Genomic DNA, 21,527 nt, shown 5'->3' with positions numbered 1-21,527 from the left:
ATTTTCAAGAATGTGGCCTTACGCTTTCTCTGTTAATTTGTAGCCTTTGCCTTGGGTAAAGGCTATATTTTTTTGTAATAAAAGCGGTTGACTAACAAAAGCATATGAATACGACAAAGAACAGATTCCTGCTCCCTCTGATCCTTATTACTTCTCTTTTCTTTCTTTGGGGGTTTGCGCATAATTTAAACCCCATCCTGATCCCGCATTTAAAAAAGGCCTGCCAGTTGAATAACCTGCAGTCGTCCCTGGTCGATTCTGCTTTTTTTATCGGGTATTTCCTGATGGCGTTGCCGGCAGGTATGGTCATGAAACGGTATGGATATAAATCGGGGATCCTGTTGGGATTACTCTTATTTGCACTGGGTGCTTTTTTATTTTATCCTGCTGCCGAAGCCCGTGTATTCGGCTTATTTCTGACGGCGCTTTTCATTATAGCAAGTGGGCTTACCTTCCTGGAAACAGCAGCCAATCCCTATATCATGGTGCTGGGCGATGCCGATGGCGCCACACAGCGTCTGAATTTCTCACAATCTTTTAATGGACTGGCAGCCTTCCTGGCACCTATCATAGGTGGCCGTTATATTTTATCGGGTAAAACCCTTACCGCCCAGGAAAGCGCTGCAATGACGCCTGATGCTTTAAATGCCTATCTGAATAAAGAAGCAGCCAGTGTGCAGTTGCCTTATATCATAATAGGGGCAGTAGTGCTGTTAGTAGCGGTTATATTATGGCGTACACACCTGCCTGAAATAAAAGAAGAGGAAGTGGTGGCAGATACTACTGTAAAAACGCGCCGTTCTGTGTTCTCTTATGCCAACCTCAACTGGGGGCTGCTGGCGCAATTCTGCTATGTTGGCGCCCAGGTTTGTATGGTAAGTTTCTTCATCCGTTTTGCTGAAACAACAGCCGGTATGGAGGAAAAATCTGCCGCTGAATACCTGGGTGTGGCAGGTGGTTTATTTATGGCTGGGCGATTCATTGGAACTTTCCTTATGAAGTATGTTGCTCCTGCAAGGTTGCTGCTTCTATATGGCATTGCCAATATCATACTGTTGTCGCTGGCCATAGCTAATGGCGGTATGGTTGCAGTATATGCCCTTATTGCAGTTTCTTTCTTTATGTCGATCATGTTCCCCACCATCTTCTCACTCACCTTATCAGGTCTGGATGCCGAAACCAGGAAAAAAGGCTCCTCCCTGCTGGTAATGACAATTGTGGGTGGTGCTATTTTCCCAGTAATAATGGCGCGTATCATTGATACGCAGAATATACGTATCGCTTACATTGTACCGGCAATAGGCTTCCTGGTGGTAGCATGGTTTGCATTCAGGAACGTGAATAATAAGTCGGTAGTAGTGTCAGCTTCCCATTAACCTGTAAATAGCCGCGCTATGAAAAGATATTGTATGGCATTGGACCTGGTTGATGATCCGCAGCTGATAGCAGAATATGATGCTTATCACAAAGCCATATGGCCGGAGATCGTAAATGCCATCGCCACGGCAGGTATTGCTGAAATGGAGATCTATCGTGCCGGCAACCGTCTTTTTATGATAATGGAAGTAACAGAAGGGTTTAGCATGCAAGCAAAAGCGGCGTCGGATGCAGCTAATCCAAAAGTACAGGAATGGGAGTCGCTGATGTGGAAGTACCAGCAGGCACTGCCCATTGCAGACGCCGGCGAAAAATGGGTAATGATGAATTGCATTTTTTCATTACGTGACCAGTTTACACCACAGTAACTGTTCATGATAAATTGCTTGATATGTCAACACAGATCTTTAGCTTACAAGGTAAAACAGCCGTAGTTACAGGTGGTGGCAGCGGCATAGGAAAAGCAGTGGCCTTATTGTTTGGCCAGCAGGGTGCTTTTGTACATGTTCTTGACCTGAACGAAGACAATGCGGCAGCTACTGCAAAAGAGATCGGAGAAGCCGGCGGAAAAGCCGCGGCTCACGTCGTGAATGTAAGCCAGCAGCAGGATGTGGTGGCTGTATTTGAAAAAATTGCTACCCCGCATATCCTGGTAAACAGCGCCGGCGTTTCTCATATAGGAAAGCTGGATACTACGCCGGAAGCAGACTTTGACCGTATTTATCAGGTAAATGTAAAAGGAGTTTATAACTGCCTGTACGCAGCTGTGCCGTTGATGAAAAAGAACGGGGGCGGCGCCATTCTTAATATGTCGTCTATTGCAGCGGTAGTGGGTATACCCGACAGGTTTGCCTATTCTATGAGCAAAGGCGCAGTATATGCCATGACCTTATCGCTGGCAAAGGATTATATCAAAGACGGCATCCGTTGTAACTCTATTTCGCCTGCAAGGGTACACACACCTTTTGTAGATGGGTTTCTTGCGAAGAATTACCCGGGGCAGGAAGCGGAAATGTTTGAAAAACTCTCCGCTACGCAGCCTATTGGCAGAATGGCGAAGCCCGAAGAAATTGCAAATCTTATTCTATATCTCTGCTCCGATGAGGCTTCTTTCATCACCGGATGTGACTATCCCATCGATGGTGGATTTATTAAATTAAATAATTAAACAGGCATACATGAAACTGATCCGATTTGGTGAACTCAACAAGGAAAAACCAGGTGTTTTAATCGATGGCAAAGCTTATGATGTTACTGGCCTGGGAGACGATTATAACGAACAGTTTTTTGAAACCGGCGGTTTAGATCGTCTGGAAGCTTATATAGCAGATAACAAAGCTGCATTAAAACCCATACCTGATGGTGTGAGAATCGGCAGTCCTGTTGCCCGGCCTTCTAAAATAGTATGTATCGGCCTGAACTATGCCGATCATGCAAAGGAGACCGGCGCAGCTTTACCGCCGGAACCTGTAGTATTTATGAAGTCTACTACTGCATTGGCAGGGCCTTTCGATAATATTGTGATTCCACGCAATTCCAAAAAAACGGATTGGGAAGTAGAGCTGGCAGTGGTAATAGGCAAAAAGGCTTCTTACGTAGAAGAAAGCGAAGCAATGGATTATGTTGCCGGCTACTGTTTGCATAACGATGTGAGTGAAAGAGAATTCCAGATCGAAAGGAATGGTACCTGGGATAAGGGTAAGGGTTGCGATACCTTTGCACCAATGGGGCCTTGGCTGGTAACCAAAGAGGAAGTCAGCAACCCTGATAACCTGCGTCTCTGGCTGAAAGTCAATGGTAAAACCATGCAGGATGGCAATACTTCTAATTTCATTTTCAGGGTGCCTTTCCTGATCTCTTACCTGAGCCAGTTCATGACCCTGCTCCCCGGTGATATTATTTCTACCGGAACGCCTGCTGGCGTAGGGTTGGGTATGAATCCCCAGGTTTACCTGCAGGAGGGCGATGTGGTTGAACTGGGTATCGATGGTCTGGGCGAAGCTACCCAGAACGTAGTTGCCTATAAAAAAGAAGGATAACAATATGATGCGTATTGATGCACACCAGCATTTCTGGCAATTTGATATAGAAAGGGACAGTTGGATCACAGAAGATATGTCGGTGATTCGCCGTGATTTTCTGCCTGCCGACCTGGAGCCCGTTTTAAAAAGCAATGGTTTCGATGGCTGCGTGCTGGTACAATCCGACCAGTCCGAAGTACATAACCAGTTCATGCTGGAACTGGCAGAAGCAAACAGTTTTATCAAGGGCATCGTGGGCTGGGTTGATCTGCGTTCGCCGGATGTGAAAGAACGGTTGGCATATTATAGTACGTTCAAAGTCATGAAAGGCTTCCGCCATGTGCTGCAGGGCGAAGAAGACAGGCAGTTGATGCTGAAACCTGCGTTCCTGAATGGTATCGGCCAGTTGGTGCAGTTTAACTTTACGTACGATATTCTCATCTTCCCTGATCAGTTGGCTTTTATACCTGAATTTGTAAAGCAGTTTCCCGATACGAAGTTTGTAATAGATCATATTGCCAAACCCGATATCAAACACCGGCAATACGAAGAATGGGAAAAGGGGATGCGTGCAGTAGCTCAGTTTCCGAACATAAGCTGCAAAGTATCGGGAATGGTAACCGAAGCTGATTGGCATCAGTGGAAGCCTGAAGATTTCAGCAAGTATCTCGACATAGTTACGGATGCTTTTGGAACAAACAGGCTGCTGTATGGTTCCGACTGGCCCGTATGCCAGGTGGCTGCTTCTTATGAAAAGATGCTGGACATTGTAAAGAATTATTATGCTTCTTTTTCTCCCGATGAGCAGGCTGCTATTTTCGGGGGTAATGCAGTTAAATTTTATCAATTGACCTAAACAAAATAGTTATGGACTTACTCTTAAAAGATAAAGTGATCATAGTAACAGGCGGCGCCAAAGGTATTGGTGAGGGCATTGTAAAAGTGCTGGCTGGTGAAGGCGCTATTCCTGTGATCGTAGGCCGTAAAGCCGCTGATAATAAAAAGGTACAGGACGAGGTGATAGCAGCAGGCGGTAAAGCTTTTCAGGTAGCTGCTGAGTTAAGCGAGCCGGAAGAGTGTGCCAAAGCAGTTCAGGCCGTACTTAATGAGTTTGGCCGTATTGACGGTGTTGTAAATAACGCCGGCGTAAACGATGGTGTAGGACTGGAGACCGGCGACTACAAACGTTTCATGGAAAGCCTGCATAAAAACATGATCCATTACTACCTGATCGTGCATCATGCTTTGCCTGCGTTGAAAGCATCCAAAGGCGCTATCGTTAACATCACCTCTAAAACGGCTGAGACCGGCCAGGGCAATACTTCGGCATATGCCGCCGCCAATGGTGGGCGCAATGCGCTAACGCGTGAGTGGGCTGTAGAGCTGTTGAAATACGGCATTCGTGTAAATGCCGTAGTGGTTTCTGAATGCTGGACGCCGGCTTACGATACCTGGGTGAAAACTTTGAATAACCCTGAGGAAAAGCTCACTGAAATTAATTCTAAAATACCGTTGGAAAACAGGATGACCACAGCCGAAGAGCTGGCAAATATGACAGCCTTCCTGTTGTCGCAACGTTCCAGTCATACTACCGGCCAGCTGATTCATGTAGATGGTGGTTATGTTCATCTGGACAGAGCGCTTGCAAATGCCTAGGAATATTGCTTAATTACTTTATGCTGAATGTTTGACAGATTGTTTTAAACATTTTATTGAAATGAAATCTTTAGTTTGTACAACTCCGGGCTCTTTTGAGTATAAAAACATAGAGCAGCCTGTACCCGGGCCGGGACAGGCTTTATTGAAGATAAGGCGTATAGGCGTTTGCGGCACCGATCTGCATGCTTACGAAGGCACGCAGCCTTTCTTTAACTATCCAAGGATCTTAGGACATGAACTGGCGGCTGACCTGGTGGAAACCGGCGGTGCAGAAGGTTTTGAAGCAGGAGAGAAGGTTACCATTATTCCTTATTTCAATTGTGGTACCTGTATCGCCTGCCGTAATGGCCTGCCTAACTGTTGCGCTTCTATCAATGTATGTGGCGTACACGTAGACGGCGGTATGGTAGAATACCTGGCCGTTCCTGCTTATTCATTGGTGCATGGTGGCGATTTAAGCTACGATGAACTGGCATTGGTAGAACCTTTAGCTATAGGTGCACATGGTGTGCGTCGTGCAGGTGTTAGAGAAGGCGAATACGTGTTGGTGATCGGCGCTGGTCCTATTGGCTTAGGTATTGCTGAATTTGCACGCATTGCAGGTGGCAAAGTTATTGTGATGGATCTCAATGAGCAACGTCTTGCCTTCTGTAAAGAAAAGCTGGGCGTTGATCATGTTGTGAATGCTGCGGCTTCCGATGTAATGGAACAATTAAAGCAAATTACTGATGGCGATATGCCTACCGTAGTAATAGATGCTACCGGCAGCTTACGTGCCATCAACAATGCTTTCCAATATATGGCGCATGGCGCCAGGTATGTACTGGTGGGTTTACAGAAAGGAGATATCAGCTTCAGCCATCCCGAATTCCATAAGCGTGAATCAACGCTCATGAGCAGCCGCAATGCAACAAGAGAAGATTTTGAGCATGTGGTGAATTCTATGAAGAAAGGGCTTGTGAATCCTGCTACCTATATTACACACAGGTTAAGTTTCGATGAAACTGCCGAAGTCTTTCCTTCGCTTTTAGATCCTGCCAAAGGAGTGATAAAGGCGATGATTGAACTATAAGCTGGCCTCAAACAAAACAGATAAATGAAAAGGACTGTATGCAGTGTATAATACACGCTGCTACAGTTCTTTTACTAACCTAACCTTCCAGTAACCATTTCCACATAGGCTTTACTGTTACCTGTATCCCGTTAAGCGTTATAATTTCTTCTTCTTCGGTTGTCAGCAACCACCCCTCTTTTACATTGCAATAAGTACAAGCTTTTAATAAGCCTTTCAATTCGCGGTCGCGTGTATCAGGGTTACTGGTATCCCAGCTTACCTGCACAGGCAGTGCAGTTCCGCCTTCAGAATACACTATAAAATCACAGGAAGCAGACGGCTCATTTTGTCACTCTGTGAAAGCTATTTTTCAGAAAACTGTCACTTTAGGAGTGACGATTTTTTGATTTTAGAGCGCAAATATTATCTAATTAATTGATTATTATTGCGTAATGTAGATCTGGCTTATGAGGTGTTATTTGATCTTCCCAGTCGACGAATCCCTGATAATAAGTTCAGTAGGCAACACCTTGTGTTCAAACTGTTTTACCGGTTTCTTTGATTCAATGAGCTGTAACAGCATTTCAATGGCGATACGCCCCATTTCAAAAGCCGGCTGCTTTACAATGGTAAGTGGCGGGTTCAGCAGCTCCGTCATCGCCTGGTTGGAGAAACCTACGATACCCACTTCTTCTGGAACTTTAAGCTCCTTCATCTTCAGGTAGCGCATACAGTGAGAAGTGATCTTATCGGCAGAGGAGAACAGGGCATCCGGTGGTTCCGGCAGTGCGAATAGCTGGTCGAGCACCTCTTCCACTTCTTCGTATTGTTTTCCGCCGTGGATGCAGTATTTAATCAGTTGCTCATCGTAAGGTAGCCTGCTATCGTGCAGGGCTTCCCGGTAGCCCGCGATACGTTCACGGGTATTGGTCAGGTAATCCGAGCCGGAAACATTGGCAATACGCCTGTAGCCTTCTGCCGCCAGGTGACGGGTAGCATCATAGGCGCCGGAGAAATTATCTACAGTAACCTTATGCGTTTGAATTTCATTGATAATGCGGTCGAAGAATACAATCGGCAGCCCCTGTTCGTGTAGCTTCTGAAGATGACCGAAATTATTGGTCTCGGTTGAAACCGATATCAGTAGTCCGTCAATAGAACGGGACGCCAGGTAATCTACATCCAGCACCTCGCGGCTATACGATTCGTGGCTTTGGGAAATAATAACATTATAGCCTTTATCGTAGGCAATAGATTCAATGCCGTTGATGATCTGGGAGAAGAAGCTGTTGGCGATCTCGCATACGACCACACCTATAGAATGGCTGCGTTTTTCCTTCAGGCTTAGTGCAATAGGGTTAGGCCGGTAATTGAGATCTTTGGCATAGTTCCTTACAAGGCTTTTGGTTTTAGCACTTATTTCGTGGCTATCCCGTAAAGCTCTTGAAACTGTGGAAGTGGAAAGTCCTAAGGCCTTGGCTATGTCTTTAATAGTGACCGCTTCATATTTCATATTAACGAACAACTGGTATTAGAAATCTCTCAAACTTGCTTAAAGATAGCAAATTTGAAGCTTGCGTATATTGGGTTGATTATCAATAGCTTTCTATTGACCTGGGGTGTAAGATACTGTAACTCGGGTATTTGGGTTGCAAATAGTTGTTAAATGGTTAACGTTTTCGGTAACGTTTGCATAAAAAAATTGATTTATAGGTGGTTATGCTACCGAATATATAAGTAGCATTGCTGATCCTTACAGCGCTTGCCATGCGAAAAAAGGCAAAGCAGTTTTCTTGTAAAAAAGAAAAAGGGGTTTTACTTTGTGTGTTCAAGGTTTATAGGTTTAGAATAAAATGGTTGTTATTGAAAAGCATGGCTATGCAGGGACTCCTGTATAGCCATTTTATTTTACTTGAAAAAGCGATTGTATGAAATGGTCCCGATTGATTTGTCTGTTAAGCGTAGCCCAGTTTGCAGCTATGCTACCGGCCACAGCACAGAAGTTGCCGGTAATTCAGCAGGCGGCATTTAAAAAAGACACCTTCCGTATTCAGAGCTATGGTGCCAAAGCCGACGGTATTTCGCTAAATACCACCGCTATTCAGGCAGCTATCGATGCTTGCAACAAAAAAGGAGGAGGGGTGGTTTTAATCCCCAAAGGCTTTTGGTTAACAGGTCCATTAGTTCTTAAATCCAATGTAAACCTGCACCTTGCCAAAAATTCCCTGCTTCAGTTTACCAGCGATTTCAACCAGTATAAACTGGTGAAAAGCGAATGGGAAGGCGTTCCCCAGATGCGTAATCAATCACCTTTATCTGCCGACAACCAGCAGAATATAGGTATTACAGGTTATGGCATCATAGATGGTAATGGCGACGCCTGGCGTATGGTAAAAAAGGAAAAGCTTACTGCCAGTCAGTGGGAAACGCTTGTTGCTTCCGGCGGGGTGGTAAATGAACAAGGTAATTCCTGGTTCCCTACTGAAAAAGGCTTCAAAGCCTCCAAAATGAAAAATCCCGGCGTTATAGAACCAGGCAAAACCGATGAGTTCTATGAATCCGTTAAAGATTTCCTCCGCCCCAACCTTCTTGTATTCAATAAATGTAAAAGAATACTATTCCAGGGAGTGACTTTCCAGAATTCCCCGGCCTGGTGTTTACATCCGTTGCTTTGTGAAGACCTTACCTTACGTGGCGTTATCGTTAAAAACCCCTGGTATGCCCAGAATGGCGATGGGATAGACGCTGAATCCTGTAAAAATGTGCTGATAGAAGATTCTTACTTCGATGTTGGCGATGATGGTCTTTGCATTAAATCGGGTCGCGATGAAGCCGGCAGGAAAAGAGGTATTCCTACTGAAAACGTGATTATACGTAATACTACGGTGTATCATGCACATGGCGGCTTTGTAATAGGCAGTGAAATGAGCGGTGGCGCCCGAAACATTTTTGTGGAAGACTGTACTTTTATTGGTACCGATATTGGCCTTCGTTTTAAAACAACCCGTGGCAGAGGCGGGGTCGTTGAAAATATTTATGTAAACAACATAAATATGAAAGACATTCCCGGTGAGGCTATTTTATTCGATATGTATTATGCTGCACAGGATCCCGTACCTATGGCCGGTGAGAAAAGAGAGGCGCCTAAAGTACAACTGCTGCCTGTAACCGAAGCCACGCCTGTTTTCCGCAACTTCAGGATCAATAACGTCATTTGTGATGGCGCCAGCAAAGCGGTATTCGTAAGAGGATTACCCGAAATGCAGATCAGTGATATTGAAATTTCGAACCTGGTTGTAAAAGCAAAACAGGGTATTGATATCCAGGAAGCTAAAGGCATCACCCTTAAAAACGTTAAACTGGAAATAGCTCAAACGGCACCCCTGATCAATATTCAGAACAGCAGCAATATTAAATTCGCTGGTATCGCCTATGAAAAGGCGGACCGCTTATTTACGATCAGCGGCGAAGGAACTAAAAATATCCAGTTATCGGGTACCAGTGTTACTGCAGCAGGCGAAAAAGCCGTATTTAAAGATGGCGCTGCGGCAAATGTGTTAGAGATAAAGAAATAGATGCCAATTGAGCTTACTTGCCATAGCATAGGGTATAGTAAATTTGGGCATTATCATCAGCCATTGAATGCGGGCTTGCCATTTGTAGTTATTGTGGCATACCCGTTACAACTAAAATAGTTCACGGATGAAAAAAATGTTTTGCTCTTTAGTTGGAGCAGTCCTGGTAAGCCAGGCGACGATTGCACAAACTCCCACCGGTTTGCCTGAAAAAATGGCTGCTACAGTTATGAATACCTGGAAGAATGGTTTAGGCGACAGCGTTGCTGCCGGACGTCCGCTTAAATGGAGTTATGATCACGGTGTTGTACTGGAAGGCTTTGATGCTCTCTGGCAAAAGACCGGCGACAAACGTTACTTCGAATACATAAAAAAATCGATGGATAATTATGTAGATGCAAATGGAAACATTTTCAGCTACAAGCAGGAAGACTATAATATCGACAACATCAAGAACGGCCGTTCTTTACTGATGCTCTACAGGGTTACCGGTAAGCAGCAATACCTGAAAGCAGCTGCTTCGTTAAGGGCCCAGCTTGATAAACAACCGCGCACCAGTGATGGCGGTTTCTGGCATAAAAAGATCTACGAAAATCAAATGTGGCTTGACGGCCTGTATATGGGCGAGCCATTTTATGCAGAATACGCCAGCTTTACAAAAGATGAAAAAGCTTTTGACGATATCGCGAAACAGTTCATCCTGATGGAAGAACATTCCCGTGATGCTAAAACAGGGTTGATGTATCATGGCTGGGATGAATCGAAACAACAGCAATGGGCAAACAAAACCACCGGCACTTCTCCTAATTTCTGGGGACGTGCAATGGGCTGGTATGGTGTGGCGTTGGTAGATGTGCTGGATTATTTCCCGGCAAACCATCCGAAACGTCCGGCTTTACTGGCTATCCTTAACAGGTTTGTTACAGCTATTCAAAAATACCAGGATCCTGCTTCAGGCCTTTGGTACCAGGTATTGGATAAACCCAATGGCAAGGGAAACTATCACGAATCTTCGGCTTCCTGTATGTTTATCTATACTGTTGCGAAAGGCGTACGTAAAGGCTATTTGCCCGCCACATCCTTCAAAACAGCTCAGAAAGCATATGCAGGCATTGCTAAAGACATGCTGGAGAAAAATCCAGATGGCAGCCTCAACCTTAAAGGAACTGTAACTGTATCCGGCCTGGGTGGCAAACCTTACCGCGATGGTAGTTTCGAGTATTACATGAGTGAAAAGGTAATTACCAACGACCTTAAAGGCATGGGCGCTTTCCTGCTGGCAGGCTCTGAAATGGACCTGGCAACGGTACCTAAAACCGGCAAAGGAAAAACAGTAACACTGGATTCTTATTTCAATAACGAATTTTATAAAGAACCTGCCAATGGTCTCCTTACTTCCTACCACTACAAATGGGAAGAACGTGACAATAATGGTTTCTGGTTCTTTGAACGTACCTTCAGCGATATTGGTGCAAAAACAAATACCTTGTATGAAGCGCCTACTGCCGCTAATCTGAAGAAATCAAACGTTTACATCATTGTTGATCCTGACACAGAAAAAGAAACAGCAAAGCCCAATTATATTCAACCGGAGCATGTGAAAGCAATTGCGGAATGGGTGAAGGCAGGAGGGGTGTTGTTATTGATGGGTAACAATGCCGGTAATGCGGAGTTTAAACACTTTAACACTTTGGCAGCGGCATTTGGTATCCAGTTCAATGAAGATGGCATAAACATGGTGCAGAAAAATAACTATGAAGAGGGCGCAGAATTAGTGGCAGCAGGCCATCCTGTATTTAAATCGGGCGGTAAAGCCTATTTGAAGGAGATCAGTACGTTACAGGTGAAGGCGCCGGCAAAAGCAAGCCTGCTTCATGGCGATAAAGTGATTGCCGCAACAGCAGTATATGGCAAAGGTGCCGTATTTGCGGTTGGTGATCCCTGGCTGTATAATGAATATGTAGACGGCAGAAAGCTGCCTGCCGACTTTGAAAACTACAAACTCGCAGGCGACCTGGCCAAATGGCTGATCGCTCAGTCGAAGAACTAGAATGGTGTTCCGTAACCTGTTTAAACGTTTGCCGTGATTTTATCAAAAGCTGTTATATCCGTCGTCACCTCGCCGCAACAAGCAGCGGGGTGATGTCATGTATAAGCCTGTAAACAATAGGCAATAGTACCCTATTTATAAATTGATGATGCCGGCCTGATGAGCCGGTGTTTAAAACACAGATAGATGAAACAGATAGTTCTAAAAGTTCACCCTTCAGACAATGTCATAGTGGCATTGACTGATTTGCACAAAGGACAGCAGGTAGAGCTGGATGGAGAGAAATATCTTCTGCTGGACGATGTTAACGCCAAACATAAATTCTTCACCAACGACATGAATACCGGCGATGAAGTGATCATGTACGGCGTTTTGGTGGGGAAAACACAGCATGCCATACAGCGTGGTATGCTCATGACAACAGATAATGTGAAGCATGCTTCGGATCCTTTTACCTACAGGCCGTTCCATTACGAATGGAAAGCGCCTGATGTATCAAAGTTCAAAGACCGCACCTTCAATGGCTATCACAGGGCCGACGGCAGCGTAGGTACAGCCAACTACTGGTTGTTCATTCCTACGGTGTTTTGCGAAAACAGGAACCTGGATGTTATCAGGGAAGCATTGCATAATGAGCTGGGATATGCGGTTACGCAGAAATACAAGAGTTATGCGCATGAGCTGGTAGAAGCTTATAAAAAAGGAGAGGACATTCACAATCTTTCCCTGGCGCCGGCAACGGCAGCGGAGACCCGTAAGAAAAGAGTGTTTGAAAATGTAGATGGTATTAAATTCCTCAACCACCAGGGTGGCTGTGGCGGTATCAGGCAGGATGCTGCAGTATTAAGCAAGCTGCTGGCTGCTTATGCCGATCATCCCAATGTGGCTGGTGTAACAGTGATGAGCCTGGGTTGCCAGAACCTGCAGGTGGCCGATTTTCAGCGCGACCTGAAGGAACGTAATCCCAATTTCAGTAAGCCGCTGTATATCTACGAGCAGCAACAGTCGCAAAGTGAAGAGCAATTGATCGCAGAAGCCATCCGCAAGACTTTTGAGGGGTTAATTGAGATCAACAAAATAGAACGTAAGCCCGCGCCGCTGAGCAAAATGACTGTGGGCGTTAAGTGTGGGGGTAGTGATGGATTCAGCGGTATTTCGGCCAACCCTGCAGTTGGATATACATCGGACCTGCTGGTAGCATTGGGCGCCAAGGTGCTGCTTGCCGAATTCCCCGAATTATGCGGCGCAGAACAGCAACTGATCGATCGTACCCGCGATGAAGCTGCTGCACGTAAGTTCATTCATCTCATGACCGCATACAACGATGCGGCGCATAAAGTGGGCTCCGGTTTTCATATGAACCCATCGCCCGGGAACATCAAGGATGGGCTTATCACCGATGCCATCAAAAGCACCGGCGCAGCGCGTAAAGGCGGAACTTCACCTGTAGAAGATGTGCTCGATTATACCGAGCCTGCTACCAAACCCGGCCTCAACCTGGTTTGCACACCAGGTAATGATGTGGAAGCTACTACAGGCAAAGCTGCCTCCGGCGCAACACTTATTCTCTTTACCACAGGATTGGGAACACCTACAGGCAACCCTGTGTGTCCTACCATTAAAGTAGCTACCAATACCAAGCTGGCGCAGAAAATGGATGATATCATCGATATCAATACAGGTCCTGTGATAGATGGAGAGAAAACTATTGAACAAATGGGAGAAGAAATTCTCGAATATTGCATCAAAGCCGCCAGTGGCGAGGTGATCCCTAAAGCAGTATTGCTGAACCAGGATGACTTTATTCCATGGAAAAGAGGCGTTTCGTTATAGGAGCCTAAAAACGTTAAATGTTAAAAAAGAAACAGAAATCATTGTTTCCCTTTTAACTAAATGCTTTTTTTGGCTTTGGATTCAGGAAATTAAATGTTTGACTTAAGAATTATATCGTATGAAGCAGTTTTTGGATGAAAATTTCTTGTTACAGAATAAGACAGCGGAGAAGTTATATCACGACTTTGCAAAGCACATGCCTATAATCGACTACCACTGCCATTTGCCGCAGTCGCAGATCCTGGCAGACACGCAGTTCCAGAATCTTACCCAGGTTTGGCTGTACGGTGATCACTACAAATGGCGCGCAATGCGTACCAATGGTATCGACGAAGCCTATTGTACCGGTGATAAACCCGACTTCGAAAAATTCGAACAATGGGCTAAAACCGTTCCTTATACCCTGAGGAATCCACTGTACCACTGGACACACCTGGAATTACAACGTTATTTCGGTGTTACCGATATCCTGAATGCCGATTCTGCACGTGATATCTATGAAAAATGTTCTGCACAGTTGCGTACGCCTGATTTCAGCGTTCGTAACCTGCTGCGTAAAATGAATGTGGCTACCGTTTGTACTACCGATGATCCTGCCGATGATCTGAAAGATCACCAGGCATTGAAAGCAGAAGGCTTTGAAATCCCCGTATTACCGGCTTTCAGACCCGATGCTGCCATGAACGTAGACAACGCCGCAAACTTCAAAAAATATGTTGCCCGCATCGAAAAAGCGGCCAATGCCAATATCACCAATCTCGACAGCTACCTTGCCGCACTGCAAAGCCGTCACGACTTCTTTGCTGCCAATGGTTGTAGCGTATCGGACCATGGACTGGAAGAAATCTATGCTGAAGATTACACCGATGCAGAAGTAAGCCAGCTCTTCGATAAAGTGATCGGCGGTACCGAGTTAACACTCGAAGAGCGCCGCAAGTTCAAATCTGCAATGCTGGTGCATTTCGCTGAATGGGACTGGAAAAAAGGCTGGGTACAACAATACCACCTCGGTGCTTTACGTAACAACAACCTGCGCAGAATGCGTGAATTAGGACCTGATACAGGATGGGATTCTATCGGCGACTTCTCTCAGGGACGTGCATTAGCCAAATTCCTGGGTAAACTCGACGACGAAAACAAACTGGCTAAAACCATCATCTACAACCTCAACCCCGCCGATAACGAACTCATGGCTACCATGATCGGTAACTTCAACGATGGTTCTGTTGCCGGTAAAGTACAGTTTGGCTCAGGCTGGTGGTTCCTTGATCAGAAAGACGGTATGACCAAACAAATGAATGCTTTATCCAACATGGGATTACTGAGCAAATTTGTAGGTATGCTTACCGATTCCCGCAGTTTCCTTTCTTACCCCCGCCATGAATATTTCCGTCGTATATTGTGCAACTTATTCGGTACCGAAATAGAGGCCGGAGAGCTGCCTAACGATATTGCATGGACAGGACAGGTGGTACAGGATATTTGCTATAACAATGCAAGGCAATATTTTGGCTGGCAGCATTTGAAGAGTGGTAATTAATCTCTGTAATAACCTTAGAAATGTCAGAAAACAGTTTGGCTTTTGAAAAGCAGCTTCTGGAAAAGTTTGTGGCAGCGGATGCCATCCCCGAAGCCTATGCGTTGCCCGGCGAAATTAACCAGCGCGAATATCTTAGTAACGGAGAAATGAAACAATGGGATGGCAAGGCTCATCCCGTTTATTCCCCCGTATGTGTACAAACAGCCAATGGGCTGGAGCGGAAGTTAATAGGAACCTATCCTATTTGTACCGAGAAAGAAGCGATGGAGTCGCTCGATGCAGCCGTAGCGGCCTATAACAATGGCCGTGGGGAATGGCCCACCATGAGCGTTGCAGACCGTATCGCCTGTGTTGAACAGTTTACGCGGAAGATGCTGGAGCAAAAAGATATCGTAGTCAAACTGATCATGTGGGAAATAGGTAAATCGCATGCCGATTCTGTGAAGGAATTCGACAGAACGGTAGAGTATATCTATGCCACAATAGACGCCCTGAAAGATGTTGACAGGGTTTCCTCCAGGTTTGAAATGGAACAGGGCATCGTTGCCCAGGTAAGACGTTCGCCGTTAGGTGTGGTATTATGTATGGGACCGTTCAACTACCCGTTAAATGAAACCTTTACTACGCTCATACCCGCCATTATCATGGGTAATACCTTACTGTTCAAACCTCCGAAACACGGTACTTTATTACACTATCCCCTGTTGAAAGCATTCCAGGAATGTTTCCCTAAAGGGGTGGTAAATACCATTTATGGCCGCGGCAACAGTATTGTTCCCGGTTTGATGGCATCCGGCAAGATCAATGTATTAACGCTCATTGGCTCCAGTAAGGTGGCCAATGAGCTTAAAAAGCTTCATCCTAAAGTGAACCGTCTCAGGGCTATCCTGGGACTTGATGCGAAGAATGCAGCCATTGTTACGCCTCATGCCGATCTTAAGCTTACAGTGCAGGAAACTGTATTGGGGGCCTTGTCCTTTAACGGGCAAAGGTGTACAGCACTTAAGATCGTTTTTGTGCATCGCTCTATTGCCGGTCAGTTTATTCAACTGCTGAATGAAGCTGTAAGCCAGCTCAAATTTGGCATGCCATGGGAAGCGGGTGTCAGCTTAACGCCGTTACCCGAACCTGGTAAACCAGCCTATCTCAAAGAATGTATCGACGACGCTATTGCCAATGGCGCGCAGGTAACGAATGAGAATGGCGGCGCCACAGTTGAATCACTCGTGTTCCCGGCGGTGGTGTACCCCGTTAATGAAAAAATGAAACTGTATCGCGAAGAACAGTTTGGTCCCGTAATACCGGTAGTGCCTTTCGATGATCTGGAAACGCCTATCCAATACCTCATCGATTCAACACACGGTCAGCAGGTAAGTGTATTCAGCAATAACAAGGAAGAAGTTGCTTTACTCATCGATCCGCTGATCAACCAGGTAAGCCGGGTGAATATCAACTGTCAGTGCCAGCGCGGTCCTGACGTATTTCCGTTTACGGGCAGAAAAGACAGTGCAGAAGGTACTTTGTCGGTAGTAGATGCGCTGCGTTCTTTTTCTATCCGTTCACTGGTAGCCACCAAACTGAACGATGCCAATAAGAAATTGCTGAACGATATCGTAAGTGAACAGAGCAGCAATTTCCTGAGCACGCGATATATATTTTAACGTCACTAAAATACCAGGATGAAAAATCTGTTATTTGATCTCACAGGGAAGACAGCCCTGGTTACTGGTGGCAATAAAGGAATAGGAAAGGCAATGGCGGTAGGCCTTGCAGAAGCAGGCGCCGATATCATTGTTGTTTCAGCCTCCGTACCCCTTGAAGGCAGTGAAGTAGAAAAGGAAGTCACTGCATTGGGCAGGCAGTTCAAAGCCTACCAGGCCAATCTCTCCGATAGAGAGCAGCTGTATGTTTTTATAGAAAAACTGCTGGCAGAAAATCCTTTAATTGACATTCTGGTGAACAATGCAGGCTCCATTATGCGTAAGCCGGCAGCAGAGCACCCCGATGAATACTGGGATAGCGTGTTAGCCTTGAACCTCGATACGCCGTTTGTGTTGTCGAGGGAAATTGGAAAACACATGATCGCCCGTGGCAGCGGCAAGATCATTTTTACCTGTTCGCTGCTGAGCTTTCAGGGAGGTATCCAGGTGCCGGGATATGCGGCCAGCAAAGGGGCTTTAAGCAGCCTCGTAAAAGCGCTGGCTAATGAATGGGCCGAAAAAGGTGTTAATGTCAACGGCATTGCCCCGGGTTATATTGCAACAGATGTAACGGAAGCATTGCGGAACGATGAAACACGTAATACTTCCATTCTAAGCAGGATACCGGCAGGGCGATGGGGTAATCCACAGGACTTTAAAGGACCCGTGGTGTTCCTTGCTTCAGATGCCGCCAGTTATGTTCACGGAACCATCCTCACCGTCGACGGCGGATGGATGGGCAGGTAAACCGATTTTTGACTTTTGAATAATAAAACTATGGAAGTAAGATTTCAGCAAAGTCCGAAAGAAACCAGTCAGATGAACACGCAGGAACTGCGTGAAAACTTCTTAATGGAGCATCTGATGGAAGAGGGTAAATTGAACCTCGTGTACTCTCATTATGATCGCGTGATAATTGGCGGCGCCAAGCCGCTGCAACAGCCCCTTAAGCTGGAAACAGATCCTGAACTGCGTGCCGATTATTTCCTGGAAAGAAGGGAAATTGGAATCATCAATGTTGGTGGCGCCGGTAAAGTAGTGGCGGATGGTGTTACTTACGACCTGAATAAACTCGATTGCGTTTACCTGGGTAAAGGAACCAAAGATGTTACCCTGGCCAGCGTACACGCCAATGAACCTGCAGTTTTTTACCTGTTGTCATCTCCGGCTCACCAGACTTACCCCAATACAAAATATACCAAAGAGCAGGCTATGCCTACCAATACCGGTAGCCATGTTACTGCCAACAACCGTACTATCTACAAATACATTCACGCCGAAGGTATTCAAAGCGCCCAACTGGTAATGGGATTAACCATCCTCGAAGAAGGCAGCGTTTGGAATACCATGCCTTCACATACACATACCCGTCGTATGGAAGCATATTTCTATTTCGACGTTAAGGAGGATCAGCGTGTTTTCCATTTCATGGGACAGCCTACAGAAACGCGTCACCTGCTGGTAGCAAACCACCAGGCAATCGTTTCCCCGCCATGGTCTATCCACTCAGGTTGCGGTACCGCGGCTTATGGCTTTATCTGGGGAATGGCAGGTGAAAACTATACTTATACCGATATGGATCCGGCTCCGTTATCAGAGATGCGTTAATCCATAGCCTCCAACAATCGTGAGCACAACATGAAGAAAAAAGTTTTTTGTTTCGGGGAGTTACTTTTACGTTTCTCTCCCACACTACAACAGGAATGGATCAAGCAGTCTGCAATGCCGGTGCATATCGGCGGAGCAGAGCTGAACGTAGCGCAGGCATTGGTGAACTGGCAGGTGCCCGTTCAATATTGCACAGCGCTACCTGCCAATTACCTGTCCGATGAAGTGGCAGCATTTATCAGTGAAAAGAAAATAGATACCAGCACCATTCACTATTCCGGTGAACGTATTGGTACATACTACCTGCCGCAGGGCGCCGATCTGAAACATGCCGGCGTTATCTACGACAGGGCATATTCCTCTTTCGGTTCCCTGAAGCCCGGTATGATCAACTGGGACGAAGTATTGAAAGACGCAGAATGGTTCCATTTTACAGCTATCAGTCCCGCGCTTAACGAGAATGTGGTTGCGGTATGTAAAGAAGGCCTGCTGGCTGCAGAACGCCTGGGACTCACCATTTCCGTGGATCTGAACTTCCGCGCCAAACTCTGGAAATATGGCAAAACGCCACCCGAAGTGATGCCCGGCCTTGTTCAGCATTGCCACGTGGTAATGGGTAATATATGGGCTGCCGAAGATCTGCTCGGTATTCCGGTTGATGTACCAATGATCACACCGCGTGTAAAAGATTCGATGCTGAAACACGCCGTGCTTACATCTGAAACCATTATCAGTCAATATAAAAATTGCCATACAGTAGCCAATACCTTCCGCTTCGATAAAGAAGGCGGTGGTATCAATTACTATGCGGCGTTGCATACAAACGGAACACAGTATGTATCACCGGTATTCTCTACCGGTCATATTGTTGACAAAGTAGGCAGTGGCGACTGCTTTATGGGAGGCCTCATCTATAGCCTCTACAATGGTCATCAGCCACAGGATGTTATTAACTATGCAGCGGCTGCCGCATTCGGTAAACTGCAGGAAGTGGGTGATGCAACCCGCCAGGATATTGCCGCTGTTCAATCTATTATCAAACGTTATGAGTAAAAAAGATAGTTCACTGAAAGCGGTGTTGGATCAAAGGATCCTGCCCCTGTATTTTGAAGCGGATCAAACCACTTCACTGGAAATCCTGAAAGCCTTATACAATGCGGGCGTTAGAGCGGTAGAATATACCAACCGCGGCGCTGCTGCACTGGAAAATTTCAAGGCGATGAAGAAGCTGAGAGATGCAGAATTACCAGGACTGGAAATAGGTATTGGTACCATTAAAAATGCAACCGATGCCCGGGCCTTCGCCGAAGCAGGTGTCGACTACCTCATCAGCCCGGGATTGGTGCCTGAAGTTGCTGAAGTGGCAAAAGAATATGAATTGTTGTATGTTCCTGGCTGTATGACGCCAACTGAGGTGATCCAGGCAGAAAACATGGGTATCCGCTTCGTAAAACTGTTCCCTGGTAATATCCTCGGACCTGGTTTTGTAGATGCTATCAAATCTTTGTTCCCTTCTATGTTCTTTATGCCTACCGGTGGTGTTGAATTGGAAGAAGCCAATTTACAGGCCTGGTTTAAATCGGGTGTAAGTGCGGTGGGTATGGGTAGCAAACTCGTGACCAAAGACATCATCAAAAATAAAAAGTATGATGAACTGGCAACCCTTACCAAACAGGTAATTCAAACCGTTCAGTCCTTTAAGCCTTAACTTAAAAAACAACGATAAAAAACAGCATATGAAAGAAAGTAAAATAGGGAAGTACAGGTGGGTGATTGCTACTTTGCTTCTGTTTTCAACCACCATCAACTACATGGACCGTCAGGTGATCAGTTACCTGAAAGAGTTTTTCTCTACGCCCATAGAACAAGGTGGTTTTGGCTGGACTAACACCGATTTCTCATTGGTTACTTCATTCTTTACTGCATTCTATGCAGGTGTAACCATCCTCGCAGGCTACGTCATCGATAAAATAGGAACCAAAATTGGCTTGGCCCTTTCTTTAATCATATGGTCTGTATTTGGTATCCTTAACGCCTTTGTAGGAGGTACTGTTATTGCCCATACATTTGTAAGAAGCTTATTTGGTATTGGCGAAGCGGGTAACTTTCCTGCCTCTATTAAAACAGTAGCTGAATGGTTCCCCAAAAGAGAAAGAGCCCTTGCTACCGGCCTCTTTAATAGTGGATCTAACATAGGGGCTATGATCGCTTCGCTGTTTGTTCCCTGGTGTCTGATCTTTTTCGGTCCGCAGTTGGGCTGGAAAATGGCATTCATCCTTACAGGTGCTATAGGTTTTGTGTGGCTGATCTTCTGGTTCTCTATTTATGAAGTGCCGTCTAAACACAAGAAATTAACGAAAGAAGAGTTAGACTACATCAATAGCGATGATATTGCGGTACACGTTGCTCCTTCTGAGGATGTTGCGGTTAATGAAACCAAGATCTCCTGGGGCAAACTGTTCAGCTATCGTCAAACATGGGCTTTCTTCGTTGGTAAGTTTATGACCGACGGTATCTGGTGGTTCCTGCTGTTCTGGTTACCCGACTACCTGAAAAAGCAATTTGGTATGACAACCAGCGAGGTGATGCTGCCTACCTTCATCGTTTATGGTATTGCCATCTTCGGTAGTATTTTCGGTGGCCGTGTTCCTATGTTCTTTATGAACAAAGGATGGGAAGCATACAAAGCCCGTATGACCGCGATGCTCATCATTGCCCTGTTCCCTATCGTGCTGCTTTTAACACAGTACTTTGGTGATAAGGAAGTATTTGGTAGCTATGCATCTTTCCTTGCTGTTGCCGTTATCTGTATTGGTGCAGCTGCGCACCAGGCATGGTCTGCCAACCTGTTCACTACAGTATCCGATCTGTTCCCCAAAAAGGCAGTAGGCTCTATCACAGGCATCGGCGGTCTTGCCGGTGGTGTTGGTGGCGTTGTTGTTCAGATCCTGGCTGGCCGGTTAACCGACTTTTATATCGATACGCCGCAAATAGCATATATGATCATGTTCTGTGTATGTGCATTATCATATGTTATAGCCTGGGTTATCATGAAAGCATTGGTGCCTCAGTTTAAACCTGTAAACATTTAATTACAGTTGCCTATAAAG

The 21,527-nt window shown here is 45.7% G+C and carries 19 protein-coding genes; 17 read left to right on the top strand and 2 right to left on the bottom strand.

Annotation, left to right across the window (positions count from 1 at the left end; all coding sequences use genetic code 11):
- Positions 1-104 precede the first annotated feature (104 nt).
- From fucP to ESB13_RS10900, 7 genes are all read left to right on the top strand, one after another.
- Complete coding sequence (gene fucP / locus ESB13_RS10930) at positions 105-1,376, top strand: L-fucose:H+ symporter permease (protein WP_129003014.1); 1,272 nt, start codon at positions 105-107, stop codon at positions 1,374-1,376.
- Between the two features lie 18 nt (positions 1,377-1,394).
- On the top strand, positions 1,395-1,745 hold the full coding sequence (locus ESB13_RS10925) for an L-rhamnose mutarotase (protein WP_129003013.1): 351 nt from the start codon (positions 1,395-1,397) through the stop codon (positions 1,743-1,745).
- A 23-nt stretch (positions 1,746-1,768) separates the two neighbouring features.
- A complete protein-coding gene (locus ESB13_RS10920) occupies positions 1,769-2,545 on the top strand; it encodes an SDR family NAD(P)-dependent oxidoreductase (RefSeq protein WP_129003012.1) in 777 nt (258 codons plus the stop codon).
- A gap of 10 nt (positions 2,546-2,555) precedes the next feature.
- Positions 2,556-3,416 carry a fumarylacetoacetate hydrolase family protein gene (locus tag ESB13_RS10915; protein ID WP_129003011.1) on the top strand — a complete coding sequence of 287 codons (861 nt, stop codon included), beginning with the start codon at positions 2,556-2,558 and terminating at the stop codon, positions 3,414-3,416.
- 4 nt (positions 3,417-3,420) lie between these two features.
- Positions 3,421-4,254, top strand: coding sequence for an amidohydrolase family protein (locus tag ESB13_RS10910; RefSeq protein ID WP_246022490.1), 834 nt, complete (start codon positions 3,421-3,423; stop codon positions 4,252-4,254).
- An 11-nt stretch (positions 4,255-4,265) separates the two neighbouring features.
- Positions 4,266-5,054, top strand: coding sequence for an L-fucose dehydrogenase (locus ESB13_RS10905; RefSeq protein ID WP_129003010.1), 789 nt, complete (start codon positions 4,266-4,268; stop codon positions 5,052-5,054).
- A gap of 61 nt (positions 5,055-5,115) precedes the next feature.
- Positions 5,116-6,129 (top strand): zinc-binding alcohol dehydrogenase family protein, encoded by a 1,014-nt coding sequence (locus ESB13_RS10900; RefSeq protein WP_129003009.1) that lies wholly within the window; start codon positions 5,116-5,118, stop codon positions 6,127-6,129.
- A gap of 79 nt (positions 6,130-6,208) precedes the next feature.
- Here ESB13_RS10900 and ESB13_RS10895 read toward each other — a convergent pair whose 3' ends face one another.
- On the bottom strand, positions 6,209-6,427 hold the full coding sequence (locus ESB13_RS10895) for an ATP-binding protein (protein ID WP_129003008.1): 219 nt from the start codon (positions 6,425-6,427) through the stop codon (positions 6,209-6,211).
- A 159-nt stretch (positions 6,428-6,586) separates the two neighbouring features.
- Positions 6,587-7,624 carry a LacI family DNA-binding transcriptional regulator gene (locus tag ESB13_RS10890; protein WP_129003007.1) on the bottom strand — a complete coding sequence of 346 codons (1,038 nt, stop codon included), beginning with the start codon at positions 7,622-7,624 and terminating at the stop codon, positions 6,587-6,589.
- 415 nt (positions 7,625-8,039) lie between these two features.
- On the opposite strand from ESB13_RS10890, the gene ESB13_RS10885 reads away from it, so the two are divergent.
- From ESB13_RS10885 to ESB13_RS10840, 10 genes are all read left to right on the top strand, one after another.
- Complete coding sequence (locus ESB13_RS10885) at positions 8,040-9,686, top strand: glycoside hydrolase family 28 protein (RefSeq protein WP_129003006.1); 1,647 nt, start codon at positions 8,040-8,042, stop codon at positions 9,684-9,686.
- Positions 9,687-9,813: 127 nt separating this feature from the next.
- Positions 9,814-11,736 carry a glycoside hydrolase family 88/105 protein gene (locus tag ESB13_RS10880; protein WP_129003005.1) on the top strand — a complete coding sequence of 641 codons (1,923 nt, stop codon included), beginning with the start codon at positions 9,814-9,816 and terminating at the stop codon, positions 11,734-11,736.
- 186 nt (positions 11,737-11,922) lie between these two features.
- Positions 11,923-13,569 carry a UxaA family hydrolase gene (locus ESB13_RS10875; RefSeq protein WP_129003004.1) on the top strand — a complete coding sequence of 549 codons (1,647 nt, stop codon included), beginning with the start codon at positions 11,923-11,925 and terminating at the stop codon, positions 13,567-13,569.
- A gap of 118 nt (positions 13,570-13,687) precedes the next feature.
- Complete coding sequence (gene uxaC, locus ESB13_RS10870; protein ID WP_129003003.1) at positions 13,688-15,109, top strand: glucuronate isomerase; 1,422 nt, start codon at positions 13,688-13,690, stop codon at positions 15,107-15,109.
- 20 nt (positions 15,110-15,129) lie between these two features.
- A complete protein-coding gene (locus ESB13_RS10865) occupies positions 15,130-16,770 on the top strand; it encodes an NADP-dependent glyceraldehyde-3-phosphate dehydrogenase (RefSeq protein ID WP_129003002.1) in 1,641 nt (546 codons plus the stop codon).
- 18 nt (positions 16,771-16,788) lie between these two features.
- Positions 16,789-17,556 carry an SDR family NAD(P)-dependent oxidoreductase gene (locus ESB13_RS10860; RefSeq protein ID WP_129003001.1) on the top strand — a complete coding sequence of 256 codons (768 nt, stop codon included), beginning with the start codon at positions 16,789-16,791 and terminating at the stop codon, positions 17,554-17,556.
- Positions 17,557-17,586: 30 nt separating this feature from the next.
- Positions 17,587-18,417, top strand: coding sequence for a 5-dehydro-4-deoxy-D-glucuronate isomerase (gene kduI, locus ESB13_RS10855; protein ID WP_129003000.1), 831 nt, complete (start codon positions 17,587-17,589; stop codon positions 18,415-18,417).
- Between the two features lie 30 nt (positions 18,418-18,447).
- Positions 18,448-19,470, top strand: coding sequence for a sugar kinase (locus ESB13_RS10850; RefSeq protein WP_129002999.1), 1,023 nt, complete (start codon positions 18,448-18,450; stop codon positions 19,468-19,470).
- Positions 19,463-20,125: a bifunctional 4-hydroxy-2-oxoglutarate aldolase/2-dehydro-3-deoxy-phosphogluconate aldolase gene (locus ESB13_RS10845; protein ID WP_129002998.1), complete on the top strand. Its 663-nt coding sequence runs from the start codon at positions 19,463-19,465 to the stop codon at positions 20,123-20,125. Before ESB13_RS10850 ends, ESB13_RS10845 begins: the two co-directional genes overlap by 8 nt.
- A gap of 28 nt (positions 20,126-20,153) precedes the next feature.
- Positions 20,154-21,509, top strand: coding sequence for an MFS transporter (locus ESB13_RS10840; protein ID WP_129002997.1), 1,356 nt, complete (start codon positions 20,154-20,156; stop codon positions 21,507-21,509).
- Positions 21,510-21,527: the final 18 nt, after the last annotated feature.

The sequence above is a fragment of the Filimonas effusa genome (genome assembly GCF_004118675.1).
Classification (GTDB): domain Bacteria; phylum Bacteroidota; class Bacteroidia; order Chitinophagales; family Chitinophagaceae; genus Filimonas; species Filimonas effusa.
The sequence above is the reverse complement of the archived record's forward strand: the minus strand, read 5'-3'. Positions and strand labels throughout refer to the sequence as shown.